This window comes from Labrys sp. 22185, from assembly GCF_052045555.1.
Taxonomy (GTDB): domain Bacteria; phylum Pseudomonadota; class Alphaproteobacteria; order Rhizobiales; family Labraceae; genus Labrys; species Labrys neptuniae.
The window spans coordinates 103,332-126,790 of record NZ_JBQEPH010000016.1 but is presented as its reverse complement, the minus strand read 5'-3'; the positions used below and the strand labels follow the sequence as shown (position 1 = coordinate 126,790).

Annotated in this window: 25 protein-coding genes; 17 read left to right on the top strand and 8 right to left on the bottom strand. The window is 64.0% G+C overall.

The features are described from left to right. Window positions 1-119 precede the first annotated feature (119 nt). From ACTJKX_RS25600 to pcaF, 3 genes are read left to right on the top strand one after another with little or no spacing between them, the layout of a single operon-like run. Complete coding sequence (locus ACTJKX_RS25600) at window positions 120-851, top strand: 3-oxoacid CoA-transferase subunit A (protein ID WP_440726967.1); 732 nt, start codon at window positions 120-122, stop codon at window positions 849-851. Window position 852: 1 nt separating this feature from the next. Further along, window positions 853-1,521: a 3-oxoacid CoA-transferase subunit B gene (locus tag ACTJKX_RS25595; protein ID WP_187829337.1), complete on the top strand. Its 669-nt coding sequence runs from the start codon at window positions 853-855 to the stop codon at window positions 1,519-1,521. Between the two features lies 1 nt (window position 1,522). Next, window positions 1,523-2,722, top strand: a complete 1,200-nt coding sequence (gene pcaF, locus ACTJKX_RS25590; RefSeq protein WP_440726966.1) for a 3-oxoadipyl-CoA thiolase — start codon at window positions 1,523-1,525, stop codon at window positions 2,720-2,722. 99 nt (window positions 2,723-2,821) lie between these two features. Here pcaF and ACTJKX_RS25585 read toward each other — a convergent pair whose 3' ends face one another. Then, window positions 2,822-3,670, bottom strand: coding sequence for an alpha/beta fold hydrolase (locus ACTJKX_RS25585; RefSeq protein ID WP_440726965.1), 849 nt, complete (start codon window positions 3,668-3,670; stop codon window positions 2,822-2,824). A gap of 152 nt (window positions 3,671-3,822) precedes the next feature. On the opposite strand from ACTJKX_RS25585, the gene ACTJKX_RS25580 reads away from it, so the two are divergent. Next, window positions 3,823-4,725, top strand: coding sequence for a LysR family transcriptional regulator (locus ACTJKX_RS25580; protein WP_440726964.1), 903 nt, complete (start codon window positions 3,823-3,825; stop codon window positions 4,723-4,725). Between the two features lie 110 nt (window positions 4,726-4,835). On the opposite strand, the gene ACTJKX_RS25575 is transcribed toward ACTJKX_RS25580, so the two are convergent. Continuing rightward, entirely contained in the window at window positions 4,836-5,750 is a 915-nt protein-coding gene (locus ACTJKX_RS25575; protein ID WP_440726963.1) for a LysR substrate-binding domain-containing protein, read from the bottom strand. A gap of 128 nt (window positions 5,751-5,878) precedes the next feature. On the opposite strand from ACTJKX_RS25575, the gene ACTJKX_RS25570 reads away from it, so the two are divergent. The 3 genes from ACTJKX_RS25570 to ACTJKX_RS25560 all read left to right on the top strand — a co-directional run bounded on the left by ACTJKX_RS25570 (window position 5,879) and on the right by ACTJKX_RS25560 (window position 9,142). Beyond that, window positions 5,879-7,192: an MFS transporter gene (locus ACTJKX_RS25570; RefSeq protein WP_440726962.1), complete on the top strand. Its 1,314-nt coding sequence runs from the start codon at window positions 5,879-5,881 to the stop codon at window positions 7,190-7,192. Between the two features lie 28 nt (window positions 7,193-7,220). Continuing rightward, window positions 7,221-8,294 carry a tartrate dehydrogenase gene (locus ACTJKX_RS25565; RefSeq protein WP_440726961.1) on the top strand — a complete coding sequence of 358 codons (1,074 nt, stop codon included), beginning with the start codon at window positions 7,221-7,223 and terminating at the stop codon, window positions 8,292-8,294. Between the two features lie 122 nt (window positions 8,295-8,416). Beyond that, entirely contained in the window at window positions 8,417-9,142 is a 726-nt protein-coding gene (locus ACTJKX_RS25560) for a haloacid dehalogenase type II (RefSeq protein ID WP_440726960.1), read from the top strand. A 6-nt stretch (window positions 9,143-9,148) separates the two neighbouring features. Here the strand turns inward: ACTJKX_RS25560 and ACTJKX_RS25555 are convergent, their stop codons facing one another. The 4 genes from ACTJKX_RS25555 to ACTJKX_RS25540 all read right to left on the bottom strand — a co-directional run bounded on the left by ACTJKX_RS25555 (window position 9,149) and on the right by ACTJKX_RS25540 (window position 13,577). Beyond that, entirely contained in the window at window positions 9,149-10,315 is a 1,167-nt protein-coding gene (locus ACTJKX_RS25555) for an ABC transporter permease (RefSeq protein WP_440726959.1), read from the bottom strand. Then, window positions 10,312-11,532 carry an ABC transporter permease gene (locus tag ACTJKX_RS25550; protein ID WP_440726958.1) on the bottom strand — a complete coding sequence of 407 codons (1,221 nt, stop codon included), beginning with the start codon at window positions 11,530-11,532 and terminating at the stop codon, window positions 10,312-10,314. Before ACTJKX_RS25550 ends, ACTJKX_RS25555 begins: the two co-directional genes overlap by 4 nt. 1 nt (window position 11,533) lies before the next feature. Next, window positions 11,534-12,532, bottom strand: a complete 999-nt coding sequence (locus ACTJKX_RS25545; RefSeq protein WP_367624450.1) for an HlyD family secretion protein — start codon at window positions 12,530-12,532, stop codon at window positions 11,534-11,536. Between the two features lie 301 nt (window positions 12,533-12,833). Beyond that, entirely contained in the window at window positions 12,834-13,577 is a 744-nt protein-coding gene (locus tag ACTJKX_RS25540) for an SDR family oxidoreductase (RefSeq protein ID WP_440726957.1), read from the bottom strand. Window positions 13,578-13,676: 99 nt separating this feature from the next. Between ACTJKX_RS25540 and ACTJKX_RS25535 the strand changes: the two genes are divergently transcribed. From ACTJKX_RS25535 to ACTJKX_RS25525, 3 genes are all read left to right on the top strand, one after another. Next, window positions 13,677-14,621 carry an AraC family transcriptional regulator gene (locus ACTJKX_RS25535; protein ID WP_440726956.1) on the top strand — a complete coding sequence of 315 codons (945 nt, stop codon included), beginning with the start codon at window positions 13,677-13,679 and terminating at the stop codon, window positions 14,619-14,621. Window positions 14,622-15,008: 387 nt separating this feature from the next. Next, a complete protein-coding gene (locus tag ACTJKX_RS25530) occupies window positions 15,009-15,218 on the top strand; it encodes a cold-shock protein (RefSeq protein WP_367624448.1) in 210 nt (69 codons plus the stop codon). A gap of 231 nt (window positions 15,219-15,449) precedes the next feature. Next, window positions 15,450-16,538, top strand: a complete 1,089-nt coding sequence (locus ACTJKX_RS25525) for a hypothetical protein (protein WP_440726955.1) — start codon at window positions 15,450-15,452, stop codon at window positions 16,536-16,538. 24 nt (window positions 16,539-16,562) lie between these two features. Here the strand turns inward: ACTJKX_RS25525 and ACTJKX_RS25520 are convergent, their stop codons facing one another. Next, window positions 16,563-17,063, bottom strand: coding sequence for a hypothetical protein (locus ACTJKX_RS25520; protein WP_440726954.1), 501 nt, complete (start codon window positions 17,061-17,063; stop codon window positions 16,563-16,565). 490 nt (window positions 17,064-17,553) lie between these two features. Here ACTJKX_RS25520 and ACTJKX_RS25515 point away from each other — a divergent pair, with 490 nt between their 5' ends. Both ACTJKX_RS25515 and ACTJKX_RS25510 read left to right on the top strand, forming a co-directional pair. After that, window positions 17,554-18,015 (top strand): MucR family transcriptional regulator, encoded by a 462-nt coding sequence (locus tag ACTJKX_RS25515; RefSeq protein ID WP_311944570.1) that lies wholly within the window; start codon window positions 17,554-17,556, stop codon window positions 18,013-18,015. A 441-nt stretch (window positions 18,016-18,456) separates the two neighbouring features. Continuing rightward, window positions 18,457-18,711 (top strand): hypothetical protein, encoded by a 255-nt coding sequence (locus ACTJKX_RS25510; RefSeq protein WP_311941039.1) that lies wholly within the window; start codon window positions 18,457-18,459, stop codon window positions 18,709-18,711. Between the two features lie 20 nt (window positions 18,712-18,731). On the opposite strand, the gene pcaQ is transcribed toward ACTJKX_RS25510, so the two are convergent. Beyond that, a complete protein-coding gene (pcaQ, locus tag ACTJKX_RS25505) occupies window positions 18,732-19,649 on the bottom strand; it encodes a pca operon transcription factor PcaQ (protein ID WP_367624446.1) in 918 nt (305 codons plus the stop codon). A 92-nt stretch (window positions 19,650-19,741) separates the two neighbouring features. Here pcaQ and pcaD point away from each other — a divergent pair, with 92 nt between their 5' ends. From pcaD to ACTJKX_RS25480, 5 genes are read left to right on the top strand one after another with little or no spacing between them, the layout of a single operon-like run. Then, entirely contained in the window at window positions 19,742-20,539 is a 798-nt protein-coding gene (gene pcaD, locus ACTJKX_RS25500; RefSeq protein ID WP_440726953.1) for a 3-oxoadipate enol-lactonase, read from the top strand. A 7-nt stretch (window positions 20,540-20,546) separates the two neighbouring features. After that, the gene (gene pcaC / locus ACTJKX_RS25495) at window positions 20,547-20,963 is read left to right on the top strand and encodes a 4-carboxymuconolactone decarboxylase (protein WP_367624445.1); all 417 of its coding nucleotides are present in this window, start codon (window positions 20,547-20,549) and stop codon (window positions 20,961-20,963) included. Continuing rightward, window positions 20,953-21,705 carry a protocatechuate 3,4-dioxygenase subunit beta gene (gene pcaH / locus ACTJKX_RS25490; RefSeq protein ID WP_440726952.1) on the top strand — a complete coding sequence of 251 codons (753 nt, stop codon included), beginning with the start codon at window positions 20,953-20,955 and terminating at the stop codon, window positions 21,703-21,705. The genes pcaC and pcaH overlap by 11 nt, the downstream gene beginning before the upstream one ends. Beyond that, a complete protein-coding gene (pcaG, locus tag ACTJKX_RS25485) occupies window positions 21,705-22,319 on the top strand; it encodes a protocatechuate 3,4-dioxygenase subunit alpha (RefSeq protein ID WP_311941054.1) in 615 nt (204 codons plus the stop codon). Before pcaH ends, pcaG begins: the two co-directional genes overlap by 1 nt. Then, entirely contained in the window at window positions 22,316-23,380 is a 1,065-nt protein-coding gene (locus ACTJKX_RS25480; protein WP_440726951.1) for a 3-carboxy-cis,cis-muconate cycloisomerase, read from the top strand. Before pcaG ends, ACTJKX_RS25480 begins: the two co-directional genes overlap by 4 nt. Window positions 23,381-23,459: the final 79 nt, after the last annotated feature.

Sequence of the window (23,459 nt, the reverse complement as noted above, 5' to 3'; positions counted from 1 at the left end):
GGGCTCCTTGTGCGATATGTAAACAAATATCATCATATCGCACAAACTGGATTTACGGAATGCGCCATCGCGCTTAATTCTGCGCCTCGAGACCGCGTTCGGACCATGGATGGATGGAGATGGACAAGACAGTCGCGAACCTTGCCAGCGCCGTAGCTGAGATCGAGGACGGAATGACGGTGATGATCGGAGGCTTTGGCGGCGCTGGTTCGCCGATCGAGCTGATCCACGCCCTGATCGACCGCTATCGGGCCACGGGGCACCCCAGGGACCTGACGGTGGTGAACAACAATGCCGGCAACGGGCATGTCGGCCTTGCCGCCCTGATCGAAGCGGGCATGGTGCGCAAGCTGATCTGCTCCTTCCCACGCTCGGCCGACCCGGTGGTGTTCACCGACCTCTACCTTGCCGGCAAGATCGAGCTGGAACTGGTGCCGCAGGGCACTTTGGCCGAACGCATCCGCGCCGGCGGTGCGGGCATCCCCGCTTTCTATACGCCGACCAGCTTCGGCACCGATCTGGCGGCGGGCAAGCCGGTTGAGGAGTTCGAGGGGCGCTCCTATGTGCGCGAGCGCTGGCTCAAGGCCGATGTCGCGCTGGTGAAGGCCGAACTCGCCGATCCCTATGGCAATTTGACCTATCGGATGGCGGCGCGGAACTTCAACCCGCTGATGTGCATGGCTTCCGTCGTGACCATCGTGCAGGCCAGCCGCATCGTAGCTGCGGGCGAAATCGATCCCGAGGCTGTCGTGACCCCCGGCATCTTCGTCCAGAAAATCGTCGAAGTGCCGCATCCGCATCAGGAAGAAGACCTGAACCGCGCCAATGCCGCCTATCCGCTGGAGGCCTGAGATGAGCAGATTGTCGAGCAACCAGATTGCATGGCGCGCCGCGCAGGACATCGCTGACGGCGCCTATGTCAATCTCGGCATCGGCCTTCCCGAGAAGGTGGCCCAGTATCAGCCCGCAGGGCGCGAGGCGATCTTCCACACCGAGAACGGCATCCTGAATTTTGGCGAGAGCCCGGCGCAGGGCGAGGAAGACTGGGACATGATCAATGCGGGCAAGAAGGCGGTGACGCTGAAGCCCGGTGCCGCCTTCTTCCATCATGCCGACAGCTTCGCCATGGTGCGCGGCGGCCATCTCGATGTGGCGATCCTCGGCGCCTATCAGGTCGCCCAGACGGGTGATCTCGCCAACTGGTCCACCGGCCCGAAGGGCGTGCCCGCCGTCGGCGGTGCCATGGACCTTGTGCATGGCGCCAAGCGCGTGGCCGTCATCACCGATCACGTGACCAAGGACGGCCAGCCCAAGCTGCTCGAGCGCTGCACCCTGCCGCTGACCGGGGTGGGCTGCGTCACCCGGGTCTATACCAGCCTCGCCGTCGTCGACATCGAAGGCGGCCGGTTCGTGCTGCGCGAGAAATTGCCCTCCCTTTCCATCGACGAATTGCAGGCCGTGACGGGGGCAAAGCTCCATGTTCCCGGTCCGGTTGCCGATCTCGTCGTTCCGGAGTTGTGACATGACCGAGGTTTTCATCTGCGACTATATCCGCACGCCGATCGGCCGTTTCGGCGGTGCGCTGGCGCCGGTTCGGGCCGACGACCTCGGCGCCGTGCCACTGAAGGCGCTGATGGCGCGCAATGCCGGCGTGGATTGGCAGGATGTCGACGACGTGATCTTCGGCTGTGCCAACCAGGCGGGAGAAGACAATCGCAACGTCGCCCGCATGTCGCTCCTGCTGGCGGGGCTTCCGGTGGGCGTTCCCGGCACCACCATCAACCGGCTTTGCGGCTCGGGCATGGATGCGGTCCTCGCCGCAGCCCGCGCCATCAAGGCCGGCGAGGCCGGCCTGATGATCGCCGGCGGCGTGGAATCCATGTCGCGCGCGCCCTTCGTGATGCCCAAGGCAGACAGTGCCTTTTCGCGTCATGCCGAGATCCACGACACCACCATCGGCTGGCGCTTCGTCAATCCGGCGATGCACAAGGCCTATGGCACGGACTCCATGCCGCAGACCGGACAGAACGTCGCGGATGATTTCGGCGTGACCCGCGAAGCGCAGGACGCCATGGCGCTGGCCTCGCAGCAAAAGGCGGCGGCCGCGCAGGCCAACGGGCGGTTGGCACGGGAAATCGTGCCGGTCACCATCCCGCAGCGCAAAGGCGATCCCATGATGGTGGAGCGCGACGAACATCCCCGCGCCACCACGGCCGAGGCGCTCGCCAGGCTCAAGCCGCTGTTCGAGGGAGGCTCGGTCACGGCGGGCAACGCCTCGGGGGTGAATGATGGCGCCGCCGCCCTGATCCTGGCGTCGGAAGCGGCAGCCCAGGCTCATGGCCTGACGCCGATCGCCCGCGTCCTCGGCGGTGCGATGGCCGGCGTGCCGCCGCGGATCATGGGCATCGGCCCGGCGCCCGCGTCGCAAAAGCTGATGGCGCGACTGGGGTTGGCGCAGGGCGATTTCGATGTGATCGAACTGAACGAAGCCTTTGCATCGCAAGGACTTGCCACCCTGCGCCAGCTCGGCATTGCCGATGACGATCCGCGCGTGAACCCGAATGGCGGTGCCATCGCTCTCGGCCATCCGCTCGGCATGTCCGGCGCGCGCATCACCGGTACGGCGGCACTGGAACTGGCCGGCAAGGGCGGCAGGCGCTCGCTCTCGACCATGTGCATCGGGGTGGGGCAGGGCATTGCCATCGCGCTTGAGCGCGTTTGAGGTCCGGCTCCCAATCGCTGTCTGCACCCCTCTCTACGCTGCTTACGGTCACGCCCCGTACGAGCGACGTGGCCACAACGTATGCGACGGCGATTGCCATCAACTCGGATCCACCTGCAGGAACGACAGCACCTCCGCCACGAATTCCTGCGGAAACTCGATATTGCTGAGGTGGACGGCGGGCAGCACCTTCAGCTGAGCCCCGGGAATGGTGGCGGCTATCTCCTCGCTCTTGCCGAGGGATGTGACCGTGTCGAACTCGCCGGCGATGACCAGGGTGGGGGCGGCGATCAGGGCAATGGTGCGGCGCAGGTCGGCGTCGCGTACGGCTGCCCAGTTGCCGGCCAGGCCCTGGCGCGACGTGTTCAGCAGCATCTCCCGGAAGGTCCGGATGGCTTGCCCGTTCGCTGCGATCATGGCCTTCGGAAACCAGTTGCCGAGGAAGGTTTCCGCCGTCTCCGCCATATCCGGCGCGGCCAGCACCGCGGCGATGGCCTTGTCGAAATAGGCTGCAGGGCCGAGCTGGGCGGCCGTGTTGCTCAGGATCAGGCGCTCGATGCGCTCCGGGGCATGAATGGCGAGCCACTGGCCGACGAAGCCGCCCAGGGACAGGCCGAGGAAATGCGCGCGCTCGATGCCGAGCCAATCCATCAGTTCCAGCACGTCGCGGCCGAGCCGGCCATCGGAATAGGCGCCGGGCGGGACGTCCGAGGCACCGTGACCGCGGAAATCATAGCGGATGACCCGGAAATACTGCGACAATGGCGGGATCTGCAGATCCCACATGTGCAGGGTCGTGCCGATGGAATTGGACAGGATGAGCGCCGGGAGGTCTTCCGGGCCATCTGTCGTGTAGGCGATCCTGACGCCGTCCCCGGTGGTGAAGAACGACGGGGCTGCTGGCTGTTTGCGATCCTGCATAGGCAGGCGGGCGGTGGCGTTGGTCATAGCGTGAACCTTTCATGCCTGTTCTTTCCGGCGTCACTGCCGGGCCCTGGGAGGCGAAATCCGCCCTCCTCGATGGGGTGTTCCGAAATTAAGGCAGCGCAATTTCGATAAAAATTGAAAAGATATTACGATCATTGTAATAAAAAATGACAATGTATGCATTCACGCTTCAGGAAATCCAGTGCTTCGATGCGGTGGTCCGCGAAGGCGGCTTTCAGGCTGCGGCCATCGCGCTCAATCGCTCGCATGCGGCGATATTTGCGGCGATTGCCAAGCTTGAGGCCAATCTCGGCGTCCTGCTGTTCGATCGCAGCGGCTATCGCGTTTCCCTGACCGAGGCAGGCCGCTCGTTCCATCGCAAGGCCCGGTCCCTGCTCGGCGAGATGGAGGCATTGCGTGTGCATGCCCGCCAACTCGCCATGGGCGAGGAGACGCATCTGCGCGTCATACTCGGCGACACCTGCCCCCTGCAGGAAGGCCTGCCACTGCTGGGCGGCTTCTTCTCGCAATATCCGCGGACACGGCTGGATCTGCATTTCGAGACGATCGGCGGCCCGGCGGAACGGCTTTTGGAGGACGAGGCCGATTTGATCCTGCATTGGATCGAGAAGGGGGATCCGCGCCTGGAATGGATCGATCTGGGCCCGGTATCATTCGTGCCGGTGGTTGCCCCGGGGTTTTTGCCGTTCGCGCCTACACGCCGGATCTCGCCCGATCAAATGCGCGGCCTCACCCAATGCATCATCCGCGATACTGCTCGGGCGGCGGCGAAGATGAACTTCTACGTCATGGAAGGCGCGCCGCAATGCACGGTCGCCGACCACGTGATGAAGAAGGAGGTCATCATCCGTGGCATGGCCTGGGGACACCTGCCGCGCTTCATGATCGAGCAGGAATTGCGCGATGGACGCCTTCTTTCCATTGCCGGAAGCACCTTTCCGGGGGTGGAAACCGACCTGGTCGCCGCGCGGCGACGCGATCGCCCGCACGGTCCCGTCGCCAATCGCCTGTGGGACTATATCGCGACCCACGCTCCTGCTTTGTGGGCGAGCTAGGACGGCTTGCGCCCCTTGGAAAAATACCCGGGCCATGCGTTCCGCAGCTTCAGCGCCTTTTCCGATACGCTGCGGCCATTCTTGATGGTTCCATCAAATTGTAGGAAGCCTCAGGCCGATTCCTCATATCGGGCTAGGTTCCGGTTCAAGACCTCCAGGACCCTGTCCCGGTCCGGATCGCGCGCGCCCTTGAGCCAGGCGACCGAAAGCGGCAGCTTGTTGGTCATCGTGCCCGGTTCGACGGCCAACGGCACGAAGGCGACGCCGCTGACCGCCAGGCGGGCGGTCCATTGCGGCACGATGGCGATGCCGATCCGGGCTGCCACGAGATTGACGATGGTCTGCTTCTCATCCGCCAACTGCGCGACCCTGGCCTGAAGTCCCGCTTCGGTGAACAGCTTGATGGTGAGGTCGTGGCTGTGGGGACGGGATCGCCGTTCCGGCACGATGAGTGGCTCGTCCTCGAGTTCGTGGATGGCGACATGGTTCCGCCCCGCCAGGCGGTGCTGGACCGACATCGCCACCACCGCGGTCTCGTGAAACAGCCGGACGGTCTTGATATGAGGGTCGATCACCTCCGGGGGCCGGATGAAGGCGAGATCGATGCCTCCGGACAGCAAGCGGGGCAGGAGCCGGATGGTCTTGTCCTCGATGAGCTGGGTTGCCATGTCCGGATGAACGGCTCGAAGGTCCTGGAGCAGCATCGGCAACAGGCCGGCGGCAGCGCTGTCGATTGCGCCGATCCGCAGCGGTTTGGCCGGGCTCACGCCCATCGCCCTGAAACGGGCCACGATGTCGTCGGACTGGGCGAGGAGCTGGCGTGCCTGGGGGAGGAGCGTCGCGCCCTCGCTGGTCAAGCTGACATTGCGCGTTGTGCGCAGCAGCAATTGCGTACCCAGCGATTCCTCCAGGAGCCGGATATGCCGGCCCAGTGAGGCCGGCAGCATGCCGAGCTTCTGCGCGGCCCGGCCGAAATGCAGCGCCTCTGCCACCACGACGAAACACCGGAGTTGGCCGAGCTCCACGATCTCCCCCTAATTATACAAAATAATTATATAATCATGGGAACATTGAAGTCCAGGCCTCCTCCGCGGGAAAACGATGGACAAGCGCAGCAGATGCGTCTTGCAAAAAAAAATGGGAGGAGATTGTCGTGGCAAGCGAGCTGGAAAGTCGTGTCCTGCGCAAGATTTCATGGCGCATCGTGCCCTTCATCATGCTGCTTTACTTCATTGCGTTTCTCGATCGCGTGAATATCGGCTTTGCCGCGCTAGAAATGAACAAGGATCTCGGCTTCTCTTCGACTGTTTTCGACCTGGGTGCCGGCATCTTCTTCCTCGGCTACTTCCTGTTCGAGGTGCCCTCCAACCTCATCCTCGACAAGGTCGGCGCGCGCATCTGGATCGCGCGGGTGATGATCACCTGGGGCCTCATTTCCGGCCTGATGGCCTTCGTGCAGGGGGTGGCGGGTTTCTACATCCTTCGCTTCCTGCTCGGCGTCGCCGAAGCCGGCTTCTTCCCCGGCATCATCCTCTATCTGAGCTTCTGGTTTCCCGCCCGCCGCCGCGCCGCCGTCACGGCGATCTTCATGGCGGCGGCTCCCTTGTCCACGGCGCTGGGCTCGCCGATCTCCGGAGCGCTCATGGAAATGCACGGACTGATGGGCCTGGCCGGATGGCAGTGGATGTTCCTGATCGAAGCAGCGCCGGCGCTGGTCTTCGGCGTCGTCGTGCTGTTCTATCTCACCGATCGCCCCGAAAAGGCGAAATGGCTGACGGAGGAGGAGCGCGCCTGGCTGGTCGCAACCATGGCGGACGAGCAGAAGGCCAAGGGCGCCAAGGCCCATCACAGCATCTGGGCCGGCCTTGCCGATATCCGCGTCCTCGCCCTTGCCCTGGTCTATTTCGGCATTTCAGCCGGCTTGTATACGCTTGGCATCTGGGCGCCCCAGATCATCAAGGAGTTCGGCCTGACCTCGCTGCAGGTCGGCTTCCTCAATGCCATTCCCGCCGTGATGGCTGTCATCGCCATGGTGTTCTGGGCTCGTCATTCCGACCGGACCGGCGAGCGTACCTGGCATGTCGTCTTCGCCTGCCTGCTGGCGGCGGGTGGCCTTGCCTTCGCCTCCGGTGCCGGCGGGGTCGTCACAGTCCTGATCGCCCTGACGCTGGTCAATATCGGCATCAGCTGCTCGAAGCCGCCGCTGTGGAGCATGCCGACCCTGTTCCTGTCCGGCCCGGCTGCGGCAGCGGGCATCGCCACGATCAACTCCATCGGCAATCTCGGCGGCTTCGTCGGTCCCTCGATGATCGGCTGGATCAAGGACGTCACGGGCGGCTTTGCCGGCGGGCTCTATTTCGTCGCCGGACTTCTGGTGCTGTCGGCCGTGCTGACCCTGGTCCTCGCCCGTTCGGCCACCAACACACCGGATACGGCCAACACCAATGCCGCCGGCCAGCACCCCTGATCTTCTCTTTTCCCACGGAGCACACAAGATGCGCGAATATTCGATCGCAGCCATTCCCGCCGATGGCATCGGCCCCGAAGTCATCGCAGCCGGCACCACGGTGCTGGCCGCCCTCGAAAGGCGCGACGGCGGCCTGAAGTTCAATATCGAGAATTTCGACTGGGGTTCGGACTATTACAAGAAGCACGGCGTGATGATGCCGGCCGACGGGCTGTCCAGGCTCAAGAAGTTCGACGCCATCTATTTCGGCGCGGTCGGCGCGCCCGACGTCCCCGACCACATCACGCTGTGGGGACTGCGCCTGCCGATCTGCCAGGGCTTCGACCAATATGCCAATGTGCGGCCGACCAAGATCCTGCCGGGGATCACCTCGCCCCTGCGTCAGTGCGGGCCGGGCGATCTCGACTGGGTGATCGTGCGCGAGAACTCGGAAGGCGAATATTCCGGGCACGGCGGCCGCGCCCACCGGGGGCTTCCCGAGGAGGTCGGCACGGAGGTGGCGATCTTCACCCGCGTCGGCGTCACCCGCATCATGCGCTATGCCTTCAGGCTGGCCCGATCGCGGCCGCGCAAGTTCCTGACTGTCGTCACCAAGTCGAACGCGCAGCGCCACGGCATGGTGATGTGGGACGAGATTGCCGCCGAGGTCGCCGAGGAATTTCCGGACGTGACCTGGGACAAGATGCTGGTCGACGCCATGACGGTACGCATGACGCTCAATCCCCGGAGCCTCGATACCATCGTCGCCACCAATCTCCATGCCGACATTCTTTCCGATCTTGCCGGAGCGCTTGCCGGCAGCCTGGGCGTGGCGCCCACGGGCAACATCGATCCCGAGCGGCGTTTCCCCTCGATGTTCGAGCCGATCCATGGCTCGGCCTTCGACATCACCGGCAAGGGCATCGCCAATCCCGTTGCGACCTTCTGGACGGCCGCCCAGATGCTCGACCATCTCGGCGAGGCGAAAGCCTCCGCCAGGCTGATGCGGGCGGTGGAAAGGGTGACGGGATCAGGCATCCTGACGCCCGACGTCGGTGGCACCGCCACCACCAAGGACGTCACCGACGCCGTGATTGACGCGATCCATTCGTCCAACGCCTGAATGACCGGGTGATGATCATGACATTGCCGGGGCTTTCGACTCGAATGGATCGCCGGAATATCCTGGCCGGTGCCGCCGCGGGTGCGACGGTGTTTGCAATGGGTCTAGGCAGGAGGGGTGCCGTGGCTGCGGAGGCTCTTGAAGGCGTGAAGACGCTGACCTTCGACGTGCAGGGAACCTGCGTCGATTTCTACCGGCCTATCATGCGAATGGGTGAGGCGCTCAACCGCGCCAAGGGCATCGCGGTGGATTGGGCGCGTTTGTCGGCCGAATGGCGCGATCACTATCGCCGCACGCTCGACGAGGTCATTGCCGGGCAGCGACCGTGGATCCGGGTGGACGCGATCTATCGCCAGGCGCTCGATGTCCTGCTGGAGCGCCATGCCTTGTCGGGGCGTTTTTCGATCGCGGAGCGGGACGAACTCAACACGGTCTGGACGAAGCTCGATGCCTGGCCCGACAGCGTGGCGGGGCTCGACCGGCTCGGACGCAAATACGTGACCTCGACCCTGTCGAATGCCGGCATGGCGGCGGTGGTCGCCGTGGCCAGGCATGCCGGCCTGCCGTTCGACGCGGTGCTCACCGCGGAACTGGCCCGCAGCTACAAGCCGGCTCCGGCCGTCTATCAGCTCGCTGTCGACTATCTCGGCTATCGGCCCGACCAGATCATGATGGTCGCCTGCCATAAATACGACCTCAAGGCTGCCAGGGCTTTCGGCATGCGGACCGCCTTCGTGGCGCGGCCGCAGGAGTTCGGGCCGGATGCCCGGCCCGATGTCTCGCCCGAGCCCTGGTTCGACGTCCATGCTGGCAGCTTCACCGAATTGGCCGACAGGCTTGGCGCCTGAAACAGCTCAGGCGAGGGCGGATCGGGCCGCCTGGCGCCGCTGGCGGCGCCATTCGAGCAGGATGGCGAGCAGAGTATAGCCGGCGGCGAGCGCCCACAGGCCGAGGAACTGCACCCTGACATCGTCGATCGAGGCGCCCATCTCGACCACCTGGGTCATGCCGGTGATGGCCATGCTGCCGGGAATGAGCTGGGCCACGGCGCGCAGGACGGGCGGCACCGCCTCGATCGGCCAGGAAAAGCCCGACAGGAAGAAGAGCGGCATGCCGAGGGCGGCGGCCGTGAGCTGCACGGTCAAAGGCGAGCGCAGCATCAGCCCGATCACCATGCCGAGCGCGCTGACCGACAGCACGAAGGGCAGGGCGAGGAGTGCGATGGTGCCGAGGGCGCCCAGCCGGGGAATGTTGTAGAAATAGGGAAGCACGATGAAATAGAACGGCACTAGGAGCGCGGCCACGGCCAGGTAGGCGGCGAGCTTGCCCAGGACCGTGGCGGTTGCACCGACATTGGGGATGCTCTGGCCGGCGATGCCGGGCATGCCGGCGATGGTGGCGAGCAGGCAGACCGCGATCAGCAGGGTCTGCTGCATGATGATGGTGAAGGCGCCCGGCAGCACATAGGTCGCGTAGCCGCCCTGCGGATTGAACAGGGGAATGGAGACGAGCGGCATCGGGCTGGTCGCCGAAGCCGCGACTGCCGGGTCGACGCCCAGCCCGATCAGGCGAGCCGTCTCGACTTCCGTGCCATAGCTGCGGGCCACCGTATTGACGGCGCCGGCGACGCGCGAGTTGATCAGGAAATAGCTGGCGTCGGAATAGAGGGAAATCGGCGAGGCGCGGCCATGCAGGAGGTCGCGCTCGAAATGGAGCGGGATCACCACCGCACCGGAGAGCGTGCGCTTGAAGACTTCGCGCTCGGCGGTGGCGAGGTTGGGCAGGACCATCGCCACCGCGACGTCCGAGGAGGCATCGAGCCGCCGCGCCAGTTCGCGGCTGGCCGTGGTGCCGTCGAGGTCCACCACCGCGATCGACACGTCGCGCAGCGCCTCGTTGCGATAGGGCTGGGGATAATAGACCGCATAGATCAGGGCGGCGACGAACAGGGTCGAGAAGATCGCCTTGAGCGCGAAGATGCGTCCCAGCTCGTGCCTGAAGGTCTTGAGGATGCCGCTCATGCCCGCGCCTCCGCCCGCGCTGCCAAGGCGGCCCGCTTTTCAGCCTGGGTATGCCGGCCCATCAGCTCCAGCTTGAGGCCGGACAGCAGCGCCAGGCCGATGACGAAGGCGAGCAGGATCGCGATGGGATGCAGCGACAGATCCGGCGGCGTGCCCCGCAGCGTCTGGTCGATGCGGGCGGTCAGGTACCAGGTGCCCGGCAGTCCGGCGCTCCACCAATAGGCGAAGGCGTTCATGCCCAGGCGGGGGAAGCCGATCCCCATATATCCGAAGGCGGGAGAAACGATCAGCGTTGCCAGGCTCAGGGCGGAGGCGACGGGCTTGATGAACAAAGTCAGCACCAGGCCGTAGAACTGGCAGGCCAGGATATAGAGCGTGCCGGCCGCCAGCAGCAGGAAGGGATTGCCGCGCAGCGGCAAGCCGAGGAGGCCGAACAGGACGGCGTCGCCAAGGCCGAGCACGCCGAGGAAAATCAGCGTGTAGGGCAGCATCTTGCCGGCCAGGGCCGGCCATAGCCCCTTGCCCAGCCGGCGCAGGATGCGCAGGCGATGGCGCGTTTGCGTATCGAGGCCGACGGCATAGACCGAGGACAGCACGATCACGATCTGCAGCACGGCCGGCATGATGCAGGCGAGCAGGAAATGGGCGTAGTTCAGGGTGGGATTGAACAGGGCCTGCGTCTGCACGGGGATCGGCGTGATCGCCTGCTGCGCCGCCGCCGCCAGCGTGCCCCGGCTGGTCCGCAGCGAGATGCGCACGGCCCCCTCGACCGCCGGCACGGCGTTGTTGACGCCGCGCGAGGCAAGGCCGCCGGGGGTCATCAGCTGATTGTTGTAGAAGAACACCACCTGAGGCTGGCGCCCGGCGAAGACATCGCGCTCCAGATTCTTGGGCAGCATCAGCAGGCCATAGATCTGGCCGGACTGGATGGCCCGCTTGCCTTCGCCGAGATCGGCGACGCGCATGCCGATCGCCGTGTCGGGTGTGGCATCGACGGTGCGGATGACCTGGCGCGACAAGTCGCTGCCGTCGAGATCGAGCACCGCGATCGGCAGGCGTGTCACCAGGCCCGCGCTGAAGGTCACCGACAGCACGCCGATCAGGACCAAGGGTATGATCGTGGTCAGGCACAGCAGGAAGGGGCGGCGGCGCAGCCAGGCGAACTCCCGGCAGAACACCAGCCAGAAGCCGGCTCTGATGCGGCCAATACCGGTCATCTCAATGGCCTTGCCGGTTCCAGGCCGCGATGACGCTCATGCCCGGGCGCAATCCCTCCACGCGATCGACCGGCTTGGCCCGGACTTCGAAGGTGCGCAGGTCGAAGTCTCCGGTAGCCCGGGTGGCCCGCCATGTCGCGAACTGGCCCTGTACGTTGATGGTGGTGACATGGACGGTCAGCGTCTTGGCACCCAATGCAGGAATGGTGACCTCGAACTTGTCGCCGACCTTGAGCCCGGCCAGCAGGTCCTCGCGCAAATTGAAGGTGAACCAGGGCTCGTCGAGGTCGATGAGTGAATAGATGGGTGCGCCGGCACTGAAATTCTCGCCGAGTTCGGCGACCCGCGTGGTCACCTGTCCGGAGATCGGCGCCTTGATGGTCATCTCCGCCACATCGGCCTCGCGCTGGCCGAGGCTGGCTTCGGCCTGCTTGACCTGGGCGGCCGACAGGGCCTTTTCCTCGTCGCTCGCGCCCTTTTCCGCCAGCCGCAACTGGGCCTCGGCCGCTTCCTGCTTGCGGGTCGCGGCCTCGAGATTGCGCGTGGCCTCATCGACCCGCTGCTGGGGTGTGTTGCCGCTCCTGACCAGCGCGGCCTGGCGATTGGAGACTTCCTGGTAGAGCACGACGTCGGCCTTCGCCGCAGCGAGGTCCGCCCGGCGCGCGTCTATCGTCTCGGCCCGCGTGCTGTTGACGCGTTCGAAATCGGCCTTGGCGACGTTGAATGCCGCCCTCGCCGCCAGCAGGCCGGTATCGAGCTGGGGGCTCTCAAGCTGGGCGATCACATCGCCTTGCTTGACATTATCCCCAACATCGACGGCCAGCTTGGCGATGCGGCCGGCCACCCGGGAACTGATATCGACCCGGTTGGCCGTGACTTCACCCTGCACGACCAGCGGGGGAGGGCGTGTGGCGAACCAAAGTACCGCTCCCAGCGCGACGAGCGCGCCAGCGCCGATGATCGACCGAAAAACTGCACGTCCCTTGGAGTCAGTCGCCACGAAACATCCCCCGCAACCAGGTGAATCGCTTGGAAATCACGTTCATCCCCAAGACCGATCTACGGCCCAGTCGCAGAATTGATCAAGCCCGATCGGTGCCTGGACGTAAAAAATGCCTTCTGTCTTGTCTATTCCAGGCAGATGGCGTTTCGTTAGCAGTCACACTATCAGTATTCTATCAATTTGAAGCAGAATATTACCTTCCTGTTCTGCCTCGCCGAGAGCGGTAGACTGAGACCTGATACCAAGGAGAACTCACCGTCGCTGCCGGAAAAAAGCGATGGGCGAGCGTTGCCGCGCTTCAGCTCGTTCCCGCCAGCGCCAAGGCATCGGCGCCGGCGGCGATACGTGGAGGGCATGACGGGTCGTTCGAGGCGTGCCATACCGCTTCCGCGACGTCCCGTGCCTTCGTCGTTGCGGTTGCCTTTCCCCATTCGGCAAAGACGTTCTGCGCCAGGTCGGCATAGGCATCGGGGATGCCGTCCTGCATGCGAGTTCGCGCATTCTCGCCAAAGCGGGTTTCCGGTGCACGTCCGGGCAGCACCAGGCGAACGCGTACGTCGAAGGGAGCAAGCTCGAGCGCCAGCGATTCCGAGAAGGCATTCACTGCCGCCTTGCTGGCGCTATAGACGGCTAGCAGCGGAAAGGGCCTGTAGGTGACGCTTGAGGTGACATTCACGATGGCACCGGCCCGGCGCTGTCGAAACTGGGGCAGCAGGGCCTGTGTCATCGCGATGGTGCCGAGTGTGTTGGTCTCGAAGACCTCGCGAATGTCATCCATCGAAGTGCCTTCAAGGGCGTTCAGCACGCCGATACCGGCATTGTTGACCAGGACATCGATCGGCCCCGCGGTTTCCACGGCCTGGCCGATGCTGTGGGGATCGGTGACGTCGAGGGCCAGCAGACGCATATGCTCGGAGCGTGGCAGGATCTCCTCGCGCGGCATGCGCATCGTGGCGATGACCTTCCAGCCACGGTCGAGGAAATAGCGGGCCGTTTCGAGGCCGAATCCGGATGAGCATCCGGTAATCAGGACGGTTTTCATAAGGCTTCCACAAAAGGGGTGGCGGAGCCGGAAAGCTAGATCGCGGGGCTCGGACTTGCTACAATGAGAAGTCCATATTTCATTTGCAGAAGTCCGAATTTGACCGATCCGCTTGCTGAAATCGTCACGCTGCTCCAGCCGAAGGCCCGGTTTTCGAAAATCGTCGGTGCGGCGGGGCCGTGGCGCGTGCGCCGTACCGAGGCCGGCCGGCCGTTCTACTGTGCGGTCCTCGAGGGAGCATGTCGCCTCGCAGCCGATGGACAGGAGCCGATCGCGTTGCAGGTCGGCGATTTTGCGCTGATCCCCGCGGCCTATGGTTTCGCCATGTCGAGCCTGGCTCCGATGGCCTCGAATGTCGCCGACAGCACACCGATTTCCCTCGGTGACAATGAATTCCGGCTCGGCCTTCCCGACGGGCCGCCTGACGTCGTGCTGCTGGTCGGCTACTGCCACTTCGCTTCGCCGGATGCGGCCTTGCTGGTTTCACTGCTGCCGCAACTCGTCCATGTGCGCGGCGAAAGCCGGCTCGCAACCCTGGTGAAACTCGTCGGCGAGGAATCACGCGGGCTGCGACCGGCGCGTGAGGTCGTCTTGGCACGCCTGCTGGAAGTCCTTCTCATCGAGGCTCTACGGTCGACAGCCCGCACCACAGCCTCTCCCGGACTCCTGTGCGGCCTTGCCGACGGGCGCCTCGGGCCTGTGATCCGGCATATGCACGCAGATCCGGCCCGTCCGTGGACAGTGGCGCTTCTTGCACAGGCGGCAGCCCTGTCCCGTTCGGCTTTCTTCGAAAGGTTCAGGCATGTGGTCGGTGTCTCGCCGATGGAGTATCTGCTGTCCTGGCGCATGGCACTGGCCAAGCGCCAGTTGCGGAATGGAGAGGGCGGTATCGCCGAGATTGCCGAGCGGGTGGGCTATGGCTCGGCGAGTACGTTCAGCGTTGCCTTCAGCCGGCATGTCGGCCTGCCACCTGCTCATTACGCCCGAAAGTATCAAGGGAAGCGTGAAAGCACGAGCTCCGAGGAAGCCTTCCCGGCGGCCTGACGACGATGCACATGCAATGCCGTATTGCCCTGTTGCGCCATCGTGCTTGAGCCCCGTTGTCCCGAAGGCATTTTGTCACGGCGAAATCACGAGATCGTGCGAAAATCGAGATACTGCCAGTACCTGCCTTAGGAGGAGCTGGCGGGTGACAGGTCCTAAGACACGACCTTGCCCGACGTTCAAAACGTCGGGCTCTTTCTGAATGGAGCGGAGGCAGCGAGCCATTTGCCTGTGCCACCGGGAATAGCCTGCCGGTGGCTCGCCGATGACATTCTACGCGATCCGAACGAATGGCGTCTGCGGGGTGGCCTGGTGTCTTTGGCAAAACTCCGAATCCGCATTGGGTGCCGAAAGCCGGGATTGAAGCCTCTTGGGGGGAGGCTCAGCATGAGCACTGGTACTGTCAAATGGTTCGATCCTGCCAAGGGATACGGCTTCATCGCGCCCGATAATGGCAGCCGGGATATCTTCGTCCACATCACCGCCGTGACGCTCTCGGGCCTTGGCGAGTTGCGCGAGGGACAAAAGGTGAGTTTCGAACTCGTCATCGACCGCAAGACGGGCAGCTCGAAAGCGGGCGCTCTGAAGCTCTGCTGAGGTCGCCGCCACGGTGCCGCCTTTAGCCGCCAGAGCGGCTCTCCATCGCAACGCAAGCTCTCCATCAATTTGCCGTCCTCCACCGACATGCATGGCGAGTAAAGGAAACGTAACGCTTCCAGGCTAGCCTGACCCCATGCCGATTGCGGCCGTGCTCGCCTGGTCTTCGCATCGCCTGGTGCTGCGCCTTCTTCGCGGGCCGGTTCGGCGAAAAGAGGGAAAGAACTCACGATGGCTCGGTTGGCGCACATGCTCAAGGCGACCCCTCGCACCCGCAGAATGGAGATCCTGGAAGCAGCCTTTGGGTCGCGCTTTGGAAGGCCGACAAGCTCGGTGCGGCCGAAATCCAGGCTGGCGAAGGGCGTGGGCGTCGCCTGCCTGTTCTTCGGTGCCGCCATCGCCGGCGGATCGAGTGGGGCCCTGGCAGCCGGCATTCCCTCCTGGCTGATGACCTATGTCGGCGAGGGGCAAGGACAGATCGCCTTGCCGGTCCTGCAAAGAGCCCGGGCTCTCTATATCCAGAAGGCAAGCCAGGGAGCCATCAGCAACCCCTGCTACTTCGCCATGGATGCGACGCGGCCCAACGATCCTGGCGGTGGACGCTTCTACATAATCTGTGAATCCCAGCATTCCTTCCGGGCCATTTCGGCCGGGCATGGCGGCGGCCGCAATCTGAGAGGCGTGGCGGACTTTTCCAACGGGCGACGCTGCGCCAGGCATTTCGGCAATGCGCAGGATTCAGAACTGACGACCGGCGGTTCCTATGTGACGGCCGAAACCAAGACCTCTTTCAAGGGCTATTATCGCGTGGCGGCGAACCAGGACGCAGCATTCCTGCGATCCTTCATCCAGTTCGATGGCGTGGGTGAGACCGCCAATGCCCGCCAGCGCGCGATCGGGGGCCATGCCGCCGTCGCCCTGAAGGGCGTGTGCCTGCGCAAGGCTCCGAGTAGCCCCTATGCGAACCAGGACGGTTATGTTCCCTTTGGAAAGCTGGTGGACTATGCCGGCGGGCGCAGCAATGGCTGCACCAGCTGGTCGCTCGGGGATGTGAAGCAGATCTTGTCCATGGTGAAGGACTATCCGACCACGCTGTATATCTATCCCGAAGCCGCCGACGTCAGCAATGTCGCGCGCGCGGTGGCAGCCGGTCAATCGCCTGCCCGGGCCGGCCTCTATTGGAATGCTGCCTGCCTGAGAGAGATCGGCGCCCCCAAATATTGGTCGCGACAAGTCCTCGAACCGGTCCTGGCACAATACAAGCTCGATCATCCCGCTCCGCCGCCGCGGCCGACCCCGATCTGCGAAGGCAGCGAATGAGCGCGGCTGCGAAGCCCGCTGTGCTCAGCGCTGGCAGCGCCAATAGCGATGGCCGTCCCTCGTATAATAGACGCGGTGGCAGCCGACGGCACTCGCTGGCTTCCGGGTGATCTGCCGACGGGCTTCGCTGGGCGGGGCCGGAGGTGGCGTCGGTGGAGTTTCCGCGCTCTCCGCCGTTTCGGCAGGGGTTTCCGGAGCCTGTGCTGGCTCGGCAGGGGCGGAATCGATCGGCAGCATGGCCTGCAGGCCACGCAGGCGAACCCCGACGACCTTCGCGATCTGGCGAGCATCCTCCTCGTCGCAGGCAAGCTGGGTGAGCTGGGTGAGGGCAGACATCTGGCCGATCACCAAGGCGGCCTGCACCGGCGCGACAGGCAGCGGTCCTCGCTCGATGCGCATCAAGTCCATATTCGCGGAGACCAATGCGCGCTTGATGTCGCTGCAGCTGGCGCCATCGGCCCAGGCCGAGGCGGTGCCCAAGCAGGCGATCAGGCCAGCGCAAGACAAGGCGAAGGCAATCCTCATTGGTGAACTCTCCAGATCGGAGGATGATATTGACGACTTTCTTGAAGTCGTTCAATCGTCAGCCCGTCATGACGGTGGCTATTCCTGGCAACTATGAGGCCGGCCTGGGTCTTCGTTGCGGCAGACGAGGATTGCGTGATGTTTCCGAAGGAACTCCTCGAGGCCAATCGATGGCTCGGCGGAGCGGTGCCACCAGTGCCCTGCCTGGCTGCCTATGGCCTCGGCCTGCATCCGGGAAGAAGAGGGACTGCCTTTTTCTTAAGCATATCGACAGTCTTATACGTGATGGCCGAAGGCTGGGCCGGTCGAATCGCCAGCACTATCGGTGTTGCCTGAGGATAGGCCCAAAGACTTGCCCAGCATGGCTTTACATGGGTGGAAATTTGCTTGAGTGTCACAGACTCACCGCGGCAATAGGGTCCACAACGCTGCGGTCACTAAGAAAACTTCACTCACTTTGAAATCAACACAACAACGAAAGTGGCTCAACGTGCTTGAAGCTGACACGAAACTGGTCGACCTGACGGTCGATATCGTCTCTGCCTATGTGGCGAACAATCAGGTCTCCTCTTCGTCCCTTTCCGAACTCATCAGATCGGTACATGGACGGTTGAGCGATCTGAATACTGGAAGGCCAATCGAACCCGTCGTTGCGGCAGCGCCGGCGGTGCCGATCAAGAAGTCCGTCACGCCCGACTATGTCATCTGCCTGGAGGATGGACGCAAGTTCAAGTCGCTGAGCCGGCACCTGCGCAGCGCCTATGACATGACGCCGGAGCAATACCGCGAGAAATGGGGGCTGCCCGCCGACTATCCCATGGTGGCACCGAATTACTCGGCCCATCGCTCACGGTTGGCAAAGGAACTCGGTCTGGGTCAGCAAGGCCGACAGACCAAGGAGAAGGCTCCGGTTCGCACGGCGCGGGGCAGGGCCAAGAAGGGCAACGCCTAGGGCATTTTCCAGAAAGGTCGACAGGCTTTTCGGTTAAGAAAAAGTGTTGAAACAAGGGGATGGAGAAAGGCGTGGTTTGTAAGGAATGCGCTTTGACACTGGCCCTTTGTTTCGGCGCCCCCTTCCGGGTTCCAGTGACGTCTTCCAAATGCAGTCGCTTCGAAGCGAGGTCGATCGTCCATCCCTCGGCAATTCTGCAGCAGCGCTTTCGCCTGCAATGACTTCCTTGCTCGCGGAGATCGACGCGAGACGGCAGTCTTAAAAGGTTGGTACACCTTTCCGATCCCCCTATGGTAGGCGCATGGAGAGACCATGCAGGATTCCCGGCAAGGCCCGTCCACGGGCCTTGCCGGGAATCCTGCAAATGTCTGGCATGCTGCAAACTCCTCTCGATCGTCCTGGTGGCTCGGTCAGGAGAAGTAGCTTAGGGGAGAGTGATGCGTGACCGGTGAAGTCATCTTGTTGGACGGCCTCGGCATTGTGGCCAGCGATCTGGTCGAGCCGGGAACAGTGGCGATCATGCTGCGTGGCGGCGATGTGCAGGTCGTGCCGGTGAGAGAATTGCGGGCGACCGTCAACCAACTCGGGAGCGACAAGATCGAGGGGCTGTCGATGGCCCCTTCCGACTTCACGCAGGTGCAGGCCGTGATCGAACGCCGTAAGGCCGATGAGGATGGCGGGGACAAAGACGAGTAGTCGCCGAACCACGCCGGCTTTCAGCCGAGCTTCCCGGCCGCCTCGCGGATGGTCCTGAGCAGAATTGTGAAGGCGGGGTGGGCCACCATGTCGGTGCGCATGGTCAGGCCGACCGGTCCCTTGGTATCACTGGTCTCGATCGGCAGGGTCCTCAAGGTGGCTTCCTCGATGTCGTTGCTGACCACACCGTGCGAGATGACCCAGATCGCATCGCTCCGGCGCACGAAGGCCCGGCCGAAGGAATCCGACACCGTCTCGATTTCCGTCGGCACGGTCGCGACGCCATTGGCGATGAAGATGCGCTCCACGAAGGGGCGGATGACGGAGCCGCGCGTCGGCATCAGCACGGGGTAGGCGCCCATCTGCTCGAACAGGTTGCCGCCGCTGTTCAGCAGCGGATGTCCAGGACGCACCACGAACACGACCTGCTCCGAATAGAGGTGCTCGAAGAAAAAGCCCGTCATCTTGTCCGGCGCCGCCAGGCGCCCGACCACGAGGTCGAGTTCACCGATGCGCAACTGCTCCAGGAGGACGCTGTTTTCCCCGGTCACGATCTTGACGGTGACGCCGGTGTCCTCCTTGAGGAAGAACTGCATGGCGAGCGGCATGATATGGGCCGAGACCGTCGGCAGCGCGCCGATGCGAAGGGGCGGCCCCACCTTGGCGCCGGCCAGGGCGACGGAATCGATCCCCTGCCTGAGGGCGCTGACGGCGAGGCCGGCATGCTGCATGAACACTTCGCCGGTCCGGGTCATCCTGATGCCGCGACCGTCCCGTTCGAACACGCTGACGCCCAAGGCTTCCTCGAGCTCACGGATCGTCTTGGTCACTGCCGGCTGGCTGACATGCAGCACCCCGGCCGCCTTCACCACGCTTTTCTGGCGCGCGACTTCCAGGAAAGTCTGAAGATGGCGGAACTTGACACGGCTGTCGATCATGGCGATCCATAACCCAGCAGTTAAGATAACACTAGAAAATATGATTTTACCAAACCAATAGCGTCATCCATCTTCGTGGAGAGGAGACGGCCGTGCAGTTCATCACCATCGGCGGCATCACGCTGCATTTCGATCACAGACCGGCCGGGCGGGGCGGGCGGCACCTCGTCTTCATCAATTCGCTCGGCACGGATTTGCGCATCTGGAGCGAGATGGCCGGCGCGTTTGGCGGCTCGATCGCCACGCTCGCCTATGACAAGCGTGGCCACGGCCTGTCCGATCTTGGCGCTACGCCCTACACGATCGAGGACCACGTCGACGATCTTCTCGGCCTGATCGATCATCTCGGCATCGAGGACGTGGTTCTGTGCGGCCTTTCCGTCGGCGGCCTGATCGCGCTCGGCCTCGCCGGCCGTCGGCCCGGCATCGTCAAGGGCCTGGTGCTGTGCGACACGGCGCACAAGATCGGTACCCCCGATGGCTGGAATGCCCGCATCGCCACCGTTCAGAAGGACGGGATCGCCGCGATCGCCGATACCGTGATGAAATTGTGGTTCACGCCGCATTTCCATGCCGAGCGCAAGCCGGCGCTGGACGGCTGCCGCAACATGCTTACCCGTCAGTCCGTGGCGGGCTATGCCGCGACCTGCGCGGCGATACGCGATGCCGACTATACCAGGACCGCCGAGGCGATCGCCGTTCCCACACTTTGCATCGTCGGCGATCAGGACGGTTCGACGCCACCGGCTCTGGTGCGCTCGATGGCCAAGATCATTCCTGGCTCGCAATTCGAGGTCATCACCGGCGCCGGCCATATTCCCTGCATCGAGCAACCCGCCATGCTCGTTGCCCTCATCACCCAGTTTCTCGCACGCCTGCCATCGGAGTGATCCTGCAATGAGTGTTCCGGCGCCACGCTCGGCCAGATATCGCGAGGGCCTCGCCGTTCGCCGCGCCGTGCTCGGCGATGCCCATGTCGACCATGCGGAGGGCGTTTCCACCGAATTCGACCGCCCGTTCCAGGAACTGATCACCGAGGCTGCCTGGGGAACAGTATGGTCGCGTCCGACCTGGACGAAACGGGAGCGCTCGATCGTCACTCTCGCCTTGCTGGCGGCACTCGGCCATGACGAGGAAGTGGCGATGCATGTCAGGGCGACCGCCAATACCGGCGCGACGCGGGAGGACATCTGCGAGGCCTTCCTGCATGTGGCTGTCTATGCCGGTGTGCCGGCGGCCAACCGGGCCATCAGGATCGCCAAGCAGGTATTCGCCCAGATGGACGAGGAGGCAGGAAAATCCGATGTCCGCTGAACGCACCGACCTCCGGCCCGAGACGGGCGCCTTCTTCCAGCGCGATAGAAGCTGGCATCCGCCGGCCCTGACGCCGCCCTACAAGACATCCGTGCTGCGTTCGCCGCAAAAAGCGCTGCTGTCGCTCGACAATACACTGTCCGAGATCACCGGGCCGGTGTTCGGCCATGATCTTTTGGGACCGCTCGACGATGACCTCATCCACAATTTCGCCAGGCCGGGCGAGAGTGCCATCGGCGAGCGCATCATTGTCTACGGGCGTGTCCTCGACGAGCGCGGCAAGGGTGTGCCGGGTGCACTGCTCGAATTCTGGCAGGCCAATGCCGGCGGACGCTACCGGCACAAGAAGGAAGGCTATCTCGCCGCGCTCGACCCGAATTTCGGCGGCTGCGGCCGCACCATCACCGATCAGGACGGCGGCTATGCCTTTCGCACCATCAAGCCCGGTCCCTATCCCTGGCCGAATGGCGTCAATGACTGGCGCCCCGCCCATATCCATTTCTCGGTGTTCGGCCATGGCTTTGCCCAGCGCCTGATCACGCAGATGTATTTCGAGGGTGATCCGCTGATCTGGCTCTGCCCGATCGTGAAGACGATCCCCGACAAGGTCGGTATCGAAAGCTTGATCGCAGCCCTCGACATGCAGGCGACCATCCCCATGGACGCCCGCGCCTACAAGTTCGACATCGTGCTGCGCGGGCGCCGCTCGACGATGTTCGAGAACCGGCTGGAGGGCAATTGATGGTTCAGGCTCTCGACCGCTTCAAGGAAAGCCCCTCGCAGACTGCCGGTCCCTATGTCCATATCGGGTTGACGCCGAATTTCGCGGAGATAGCAGGCGTCTATGACCATGACCTCGGCGATGTCATGGTCAACGATGCGACCAAGGGCGAGCGCATCAGCGTGCGGGTGCGCGTGATCGACGGCCTGGGGACGCCACTCAAGGATGCGCTGGTCGAGATCTGGCAGGCCGACCATGCGGGTCTCTACAATTCGCCGTCGGAACGGCGCGGCAAGGCCGATCCCCATTTCACCGGCTGGGGCCGTAAGGCGACGAACATGACGACCGGCGAGTGCGTGTTCGAGACGGTCAAGCCCGGCCGGGTACCGTTCAAGGATGGCCGCCTGATGGCGCCGCACCTCACCGTCTGGATCGTTGCCCGCGGCATCAATCTCGGCCTGCACACCCGCCTATATTTCGCCGATGAGGCGGAGGCGAATGCCGAGGACCCGGTGCTGGCCCGCATCGAGCATCGCCATCGCGTCGCCACGCTCGTCGCGGCGCGCGAAGGGGATGCCTATGTCTTCGACATCCACCTGCAGGGCGAGCACGAAACGGTGTTCTTTGACATATGACAGTCTCGCCCCTCGATCATCCCGTTCTTGCCGCCCTGTTGGGCGATGAAGAAACGGTGCGCCAGTTCTCCTCCGAGGTGGAGATGGCGGCGATGCTGTCCTTCGAGTTTGCTCTCGCCGAGGCGGAAGCCGAGGAGGGGGTCATCGAAGCCGATGTCGCCGCGACGATCGCCGCCGCCCTGGCCTCGTTCGTCCCCGATCTCGAGGCGCTCAGACGCAGCGTTGCCCGTGACGGCGTCATCGTGCCGGAGCTGGTGCGCCAATTGCGTGAGGCGGTTGGGACGCCCGCCAGCGACAGCTTGCATTTCGGCGCCACCAGCCAGGATGTCATCGATACCGCCCTGATATTGCGGTTGGTGTCGGTTTTGCAGCGGCTGGATGACCTGTTGGTCGAGATGGTCGCGAAACTGGCTGGCCTGGAACTCGAATTCGGCAGCCGCAGGCTGATGGGCCGCACCCGCATGCAGGCGGCGATCCCAATCACTGTCGCCGACCGTATACAGGCTTGGCGCGAACCGCTGGAACGGCACAGGAAACGGCTGGAAACCCTGCGGCCGGCATTGCTGGTGGTGCAGTTCGGCGGGGCCGCAGGCACGCTGGACAAACTCGGGACCAAGGCCGCTGCCGTCCGGGCCCGGCTCGCGGCTCGCCTCGGCCTCGGCGATGCCCCGCAATGGCACAGCCAGCGCGACCGGCTCGCCGATTTCGCCAATCTATTGTCGCTGATCACAGGAAGCCTCGGCAAATTCGGCCAGGATGTCGCCCTGATGGCCCAGGATGGCGACGAGATTGTCTTATCGGCGGGTGGCGGGTCCTCCGCCATGCCGCACAAGCAAAATCCGGTGGCGGCGGAGGTGCTGGTCACGCTCGCCCGCTTCAACGCCACCCAGCTTGCCGGCATGCATCAGGCCTTGCTGCACGAACAGGAACGCTCGGGCGCCGCGTGGACATTGGAATGGCTGCTTCTGCCGCAAATGGCCGTGGCGGCCGCGGCGTCGCTGCGGCTGGCGGGGGAACTCGCCGCCCAGATCGACAGTATCGGTGTGCTCGCCGACAGATAGTCGCGATCCCGAAGCAGGAATGGAACGAAAACCGACCCGGGCCTGCCGATGGCATGGAACTCGCGGCGATGAGGGCAGG

Excerpts from the sequence above, each read along its gene's own strand:
- ACTJKX_RS25600 (WP_440726967.1), top strand. The coding sequence starts at position 120 with ATGGACAAGACAGTCGCGAACCTTGCCAGCGCCGTAGCTGAGATCGAG.
- ACTJKX_RS25595 (WP_187829337.1), top strand. The coding sequence starts at position 853 with ATGAGCAGATTGTCGAGCAACCAGATTGCATGGCGCGCCGCGCAGGAC.
- pcaF (WP_440726966.1), top strand. The coding sequence starts at position 1,523 with ATGACCGAGGTTTTCATCTGCGACTATATCCGCACGCCGATCGGCCGT.
- ACTJKX_RS25585 (WP_440726965.1), bottom strand. The coding sequence starts at position 3,670 with ATGACCAACGCCACCGCCCGCCTGCCTATGCAGGATCGCAAACAGCCA.
- ACTJKX_RS25580 (WP_440726964.1), top strand. The coding sequence starts at position 3,823 with ATGTATGCATTCACGCTTCAGGAAATCCAGTGCTTCGATGCGGTGGTC.
- ACTJKX_RS25565 (WP_440726961.1), top strand. The coding sequence starts at position 7,221 with ATGCGCGAATATTCGATCGCAGCCATTCCCGCCGATGGCATCGGCCCC.
- ACTJKX_RS25555 (WP_440726959.1), bottom strand. The coding sequence starts at position 10,315 with ATGAGCGGCATCCTCAAGACCTTCAGGCACGAGCTGGGACGCATCTTC.
- ACTJKX_RS25550 (WP_440726958.1), bottom strand. The coding sequence starts at position 11,532 with ATGACCGGTATTGGCCGCATCAGAGCCGGCTTCTGGCTGGTGTTCTGC.
- ACTJKX_RS25540 (WP_440726957.1), bottom strand. The coding sequence starts at position 13,577 with ATGAAAACCGTCCTGATTACCGGATGCTCATCCGGATTCGGCCTCGAA.
- ACTJKX_RS25530 (WP_367624448.1), top strand. The coding sequence starts at position 15,009 with ATGAGCACTGGTACTGTCAAATGGTTCGATCCTGCCAAGGGATACGGC.
- ACTJKX_RS25525 (WP_440726955.1), top strand. The coding sequence starts at position 15,450 with ATGGCTCGGTTGGCGCACATGCTCAAGGCGACCCCTCGCACCCGCAGA.
- ACTJKX_RS25520 (WP_440726954.1), bottom strand. The coding sequence starts at position 17,063 with ATGAGGATTGCCTTCGCCTTGTCTTGCGCTGGCCTGATCGCCTGCTTG.
- pcaQ (WP_367624446.1), bottom strand. The coding sequence starts at position 19,649 with ATGATCGACAGCCGTGTCAAGTTCCGCCATCTTCAGACTTTCCTGGAA.
- pcaC (WP_367624445.1), top strand. The coding sequence starts at position 20,547 with ATGAGTGTTCCGGCGCCACGCTCGGCCAGATATCGCGAGGGCCTCGCC.
- pcaH (WP_440726952.1), top strand. The coding sequence starts at position 20,953 with ATGTCCGCTGAACGCACCGACCTCCGGCCCGAGACGGGCGCCTTCTTC.
- pcaG (WP_311941054.1), top strand. The coding sequence starts at position 21,705 with ATGGTTCAGGCTCTCGACCGCTTCAAGGAAAGCCCCTCGCAGACTGCC.
- ACTJKX_RS25480 (WP_440726951.1), top strand. The coding sequence starts at position 22,316 with ATGACAGTCTCGCCCCTCGATCATCCCGTTCTTGCCGCCCTGTTGGGC.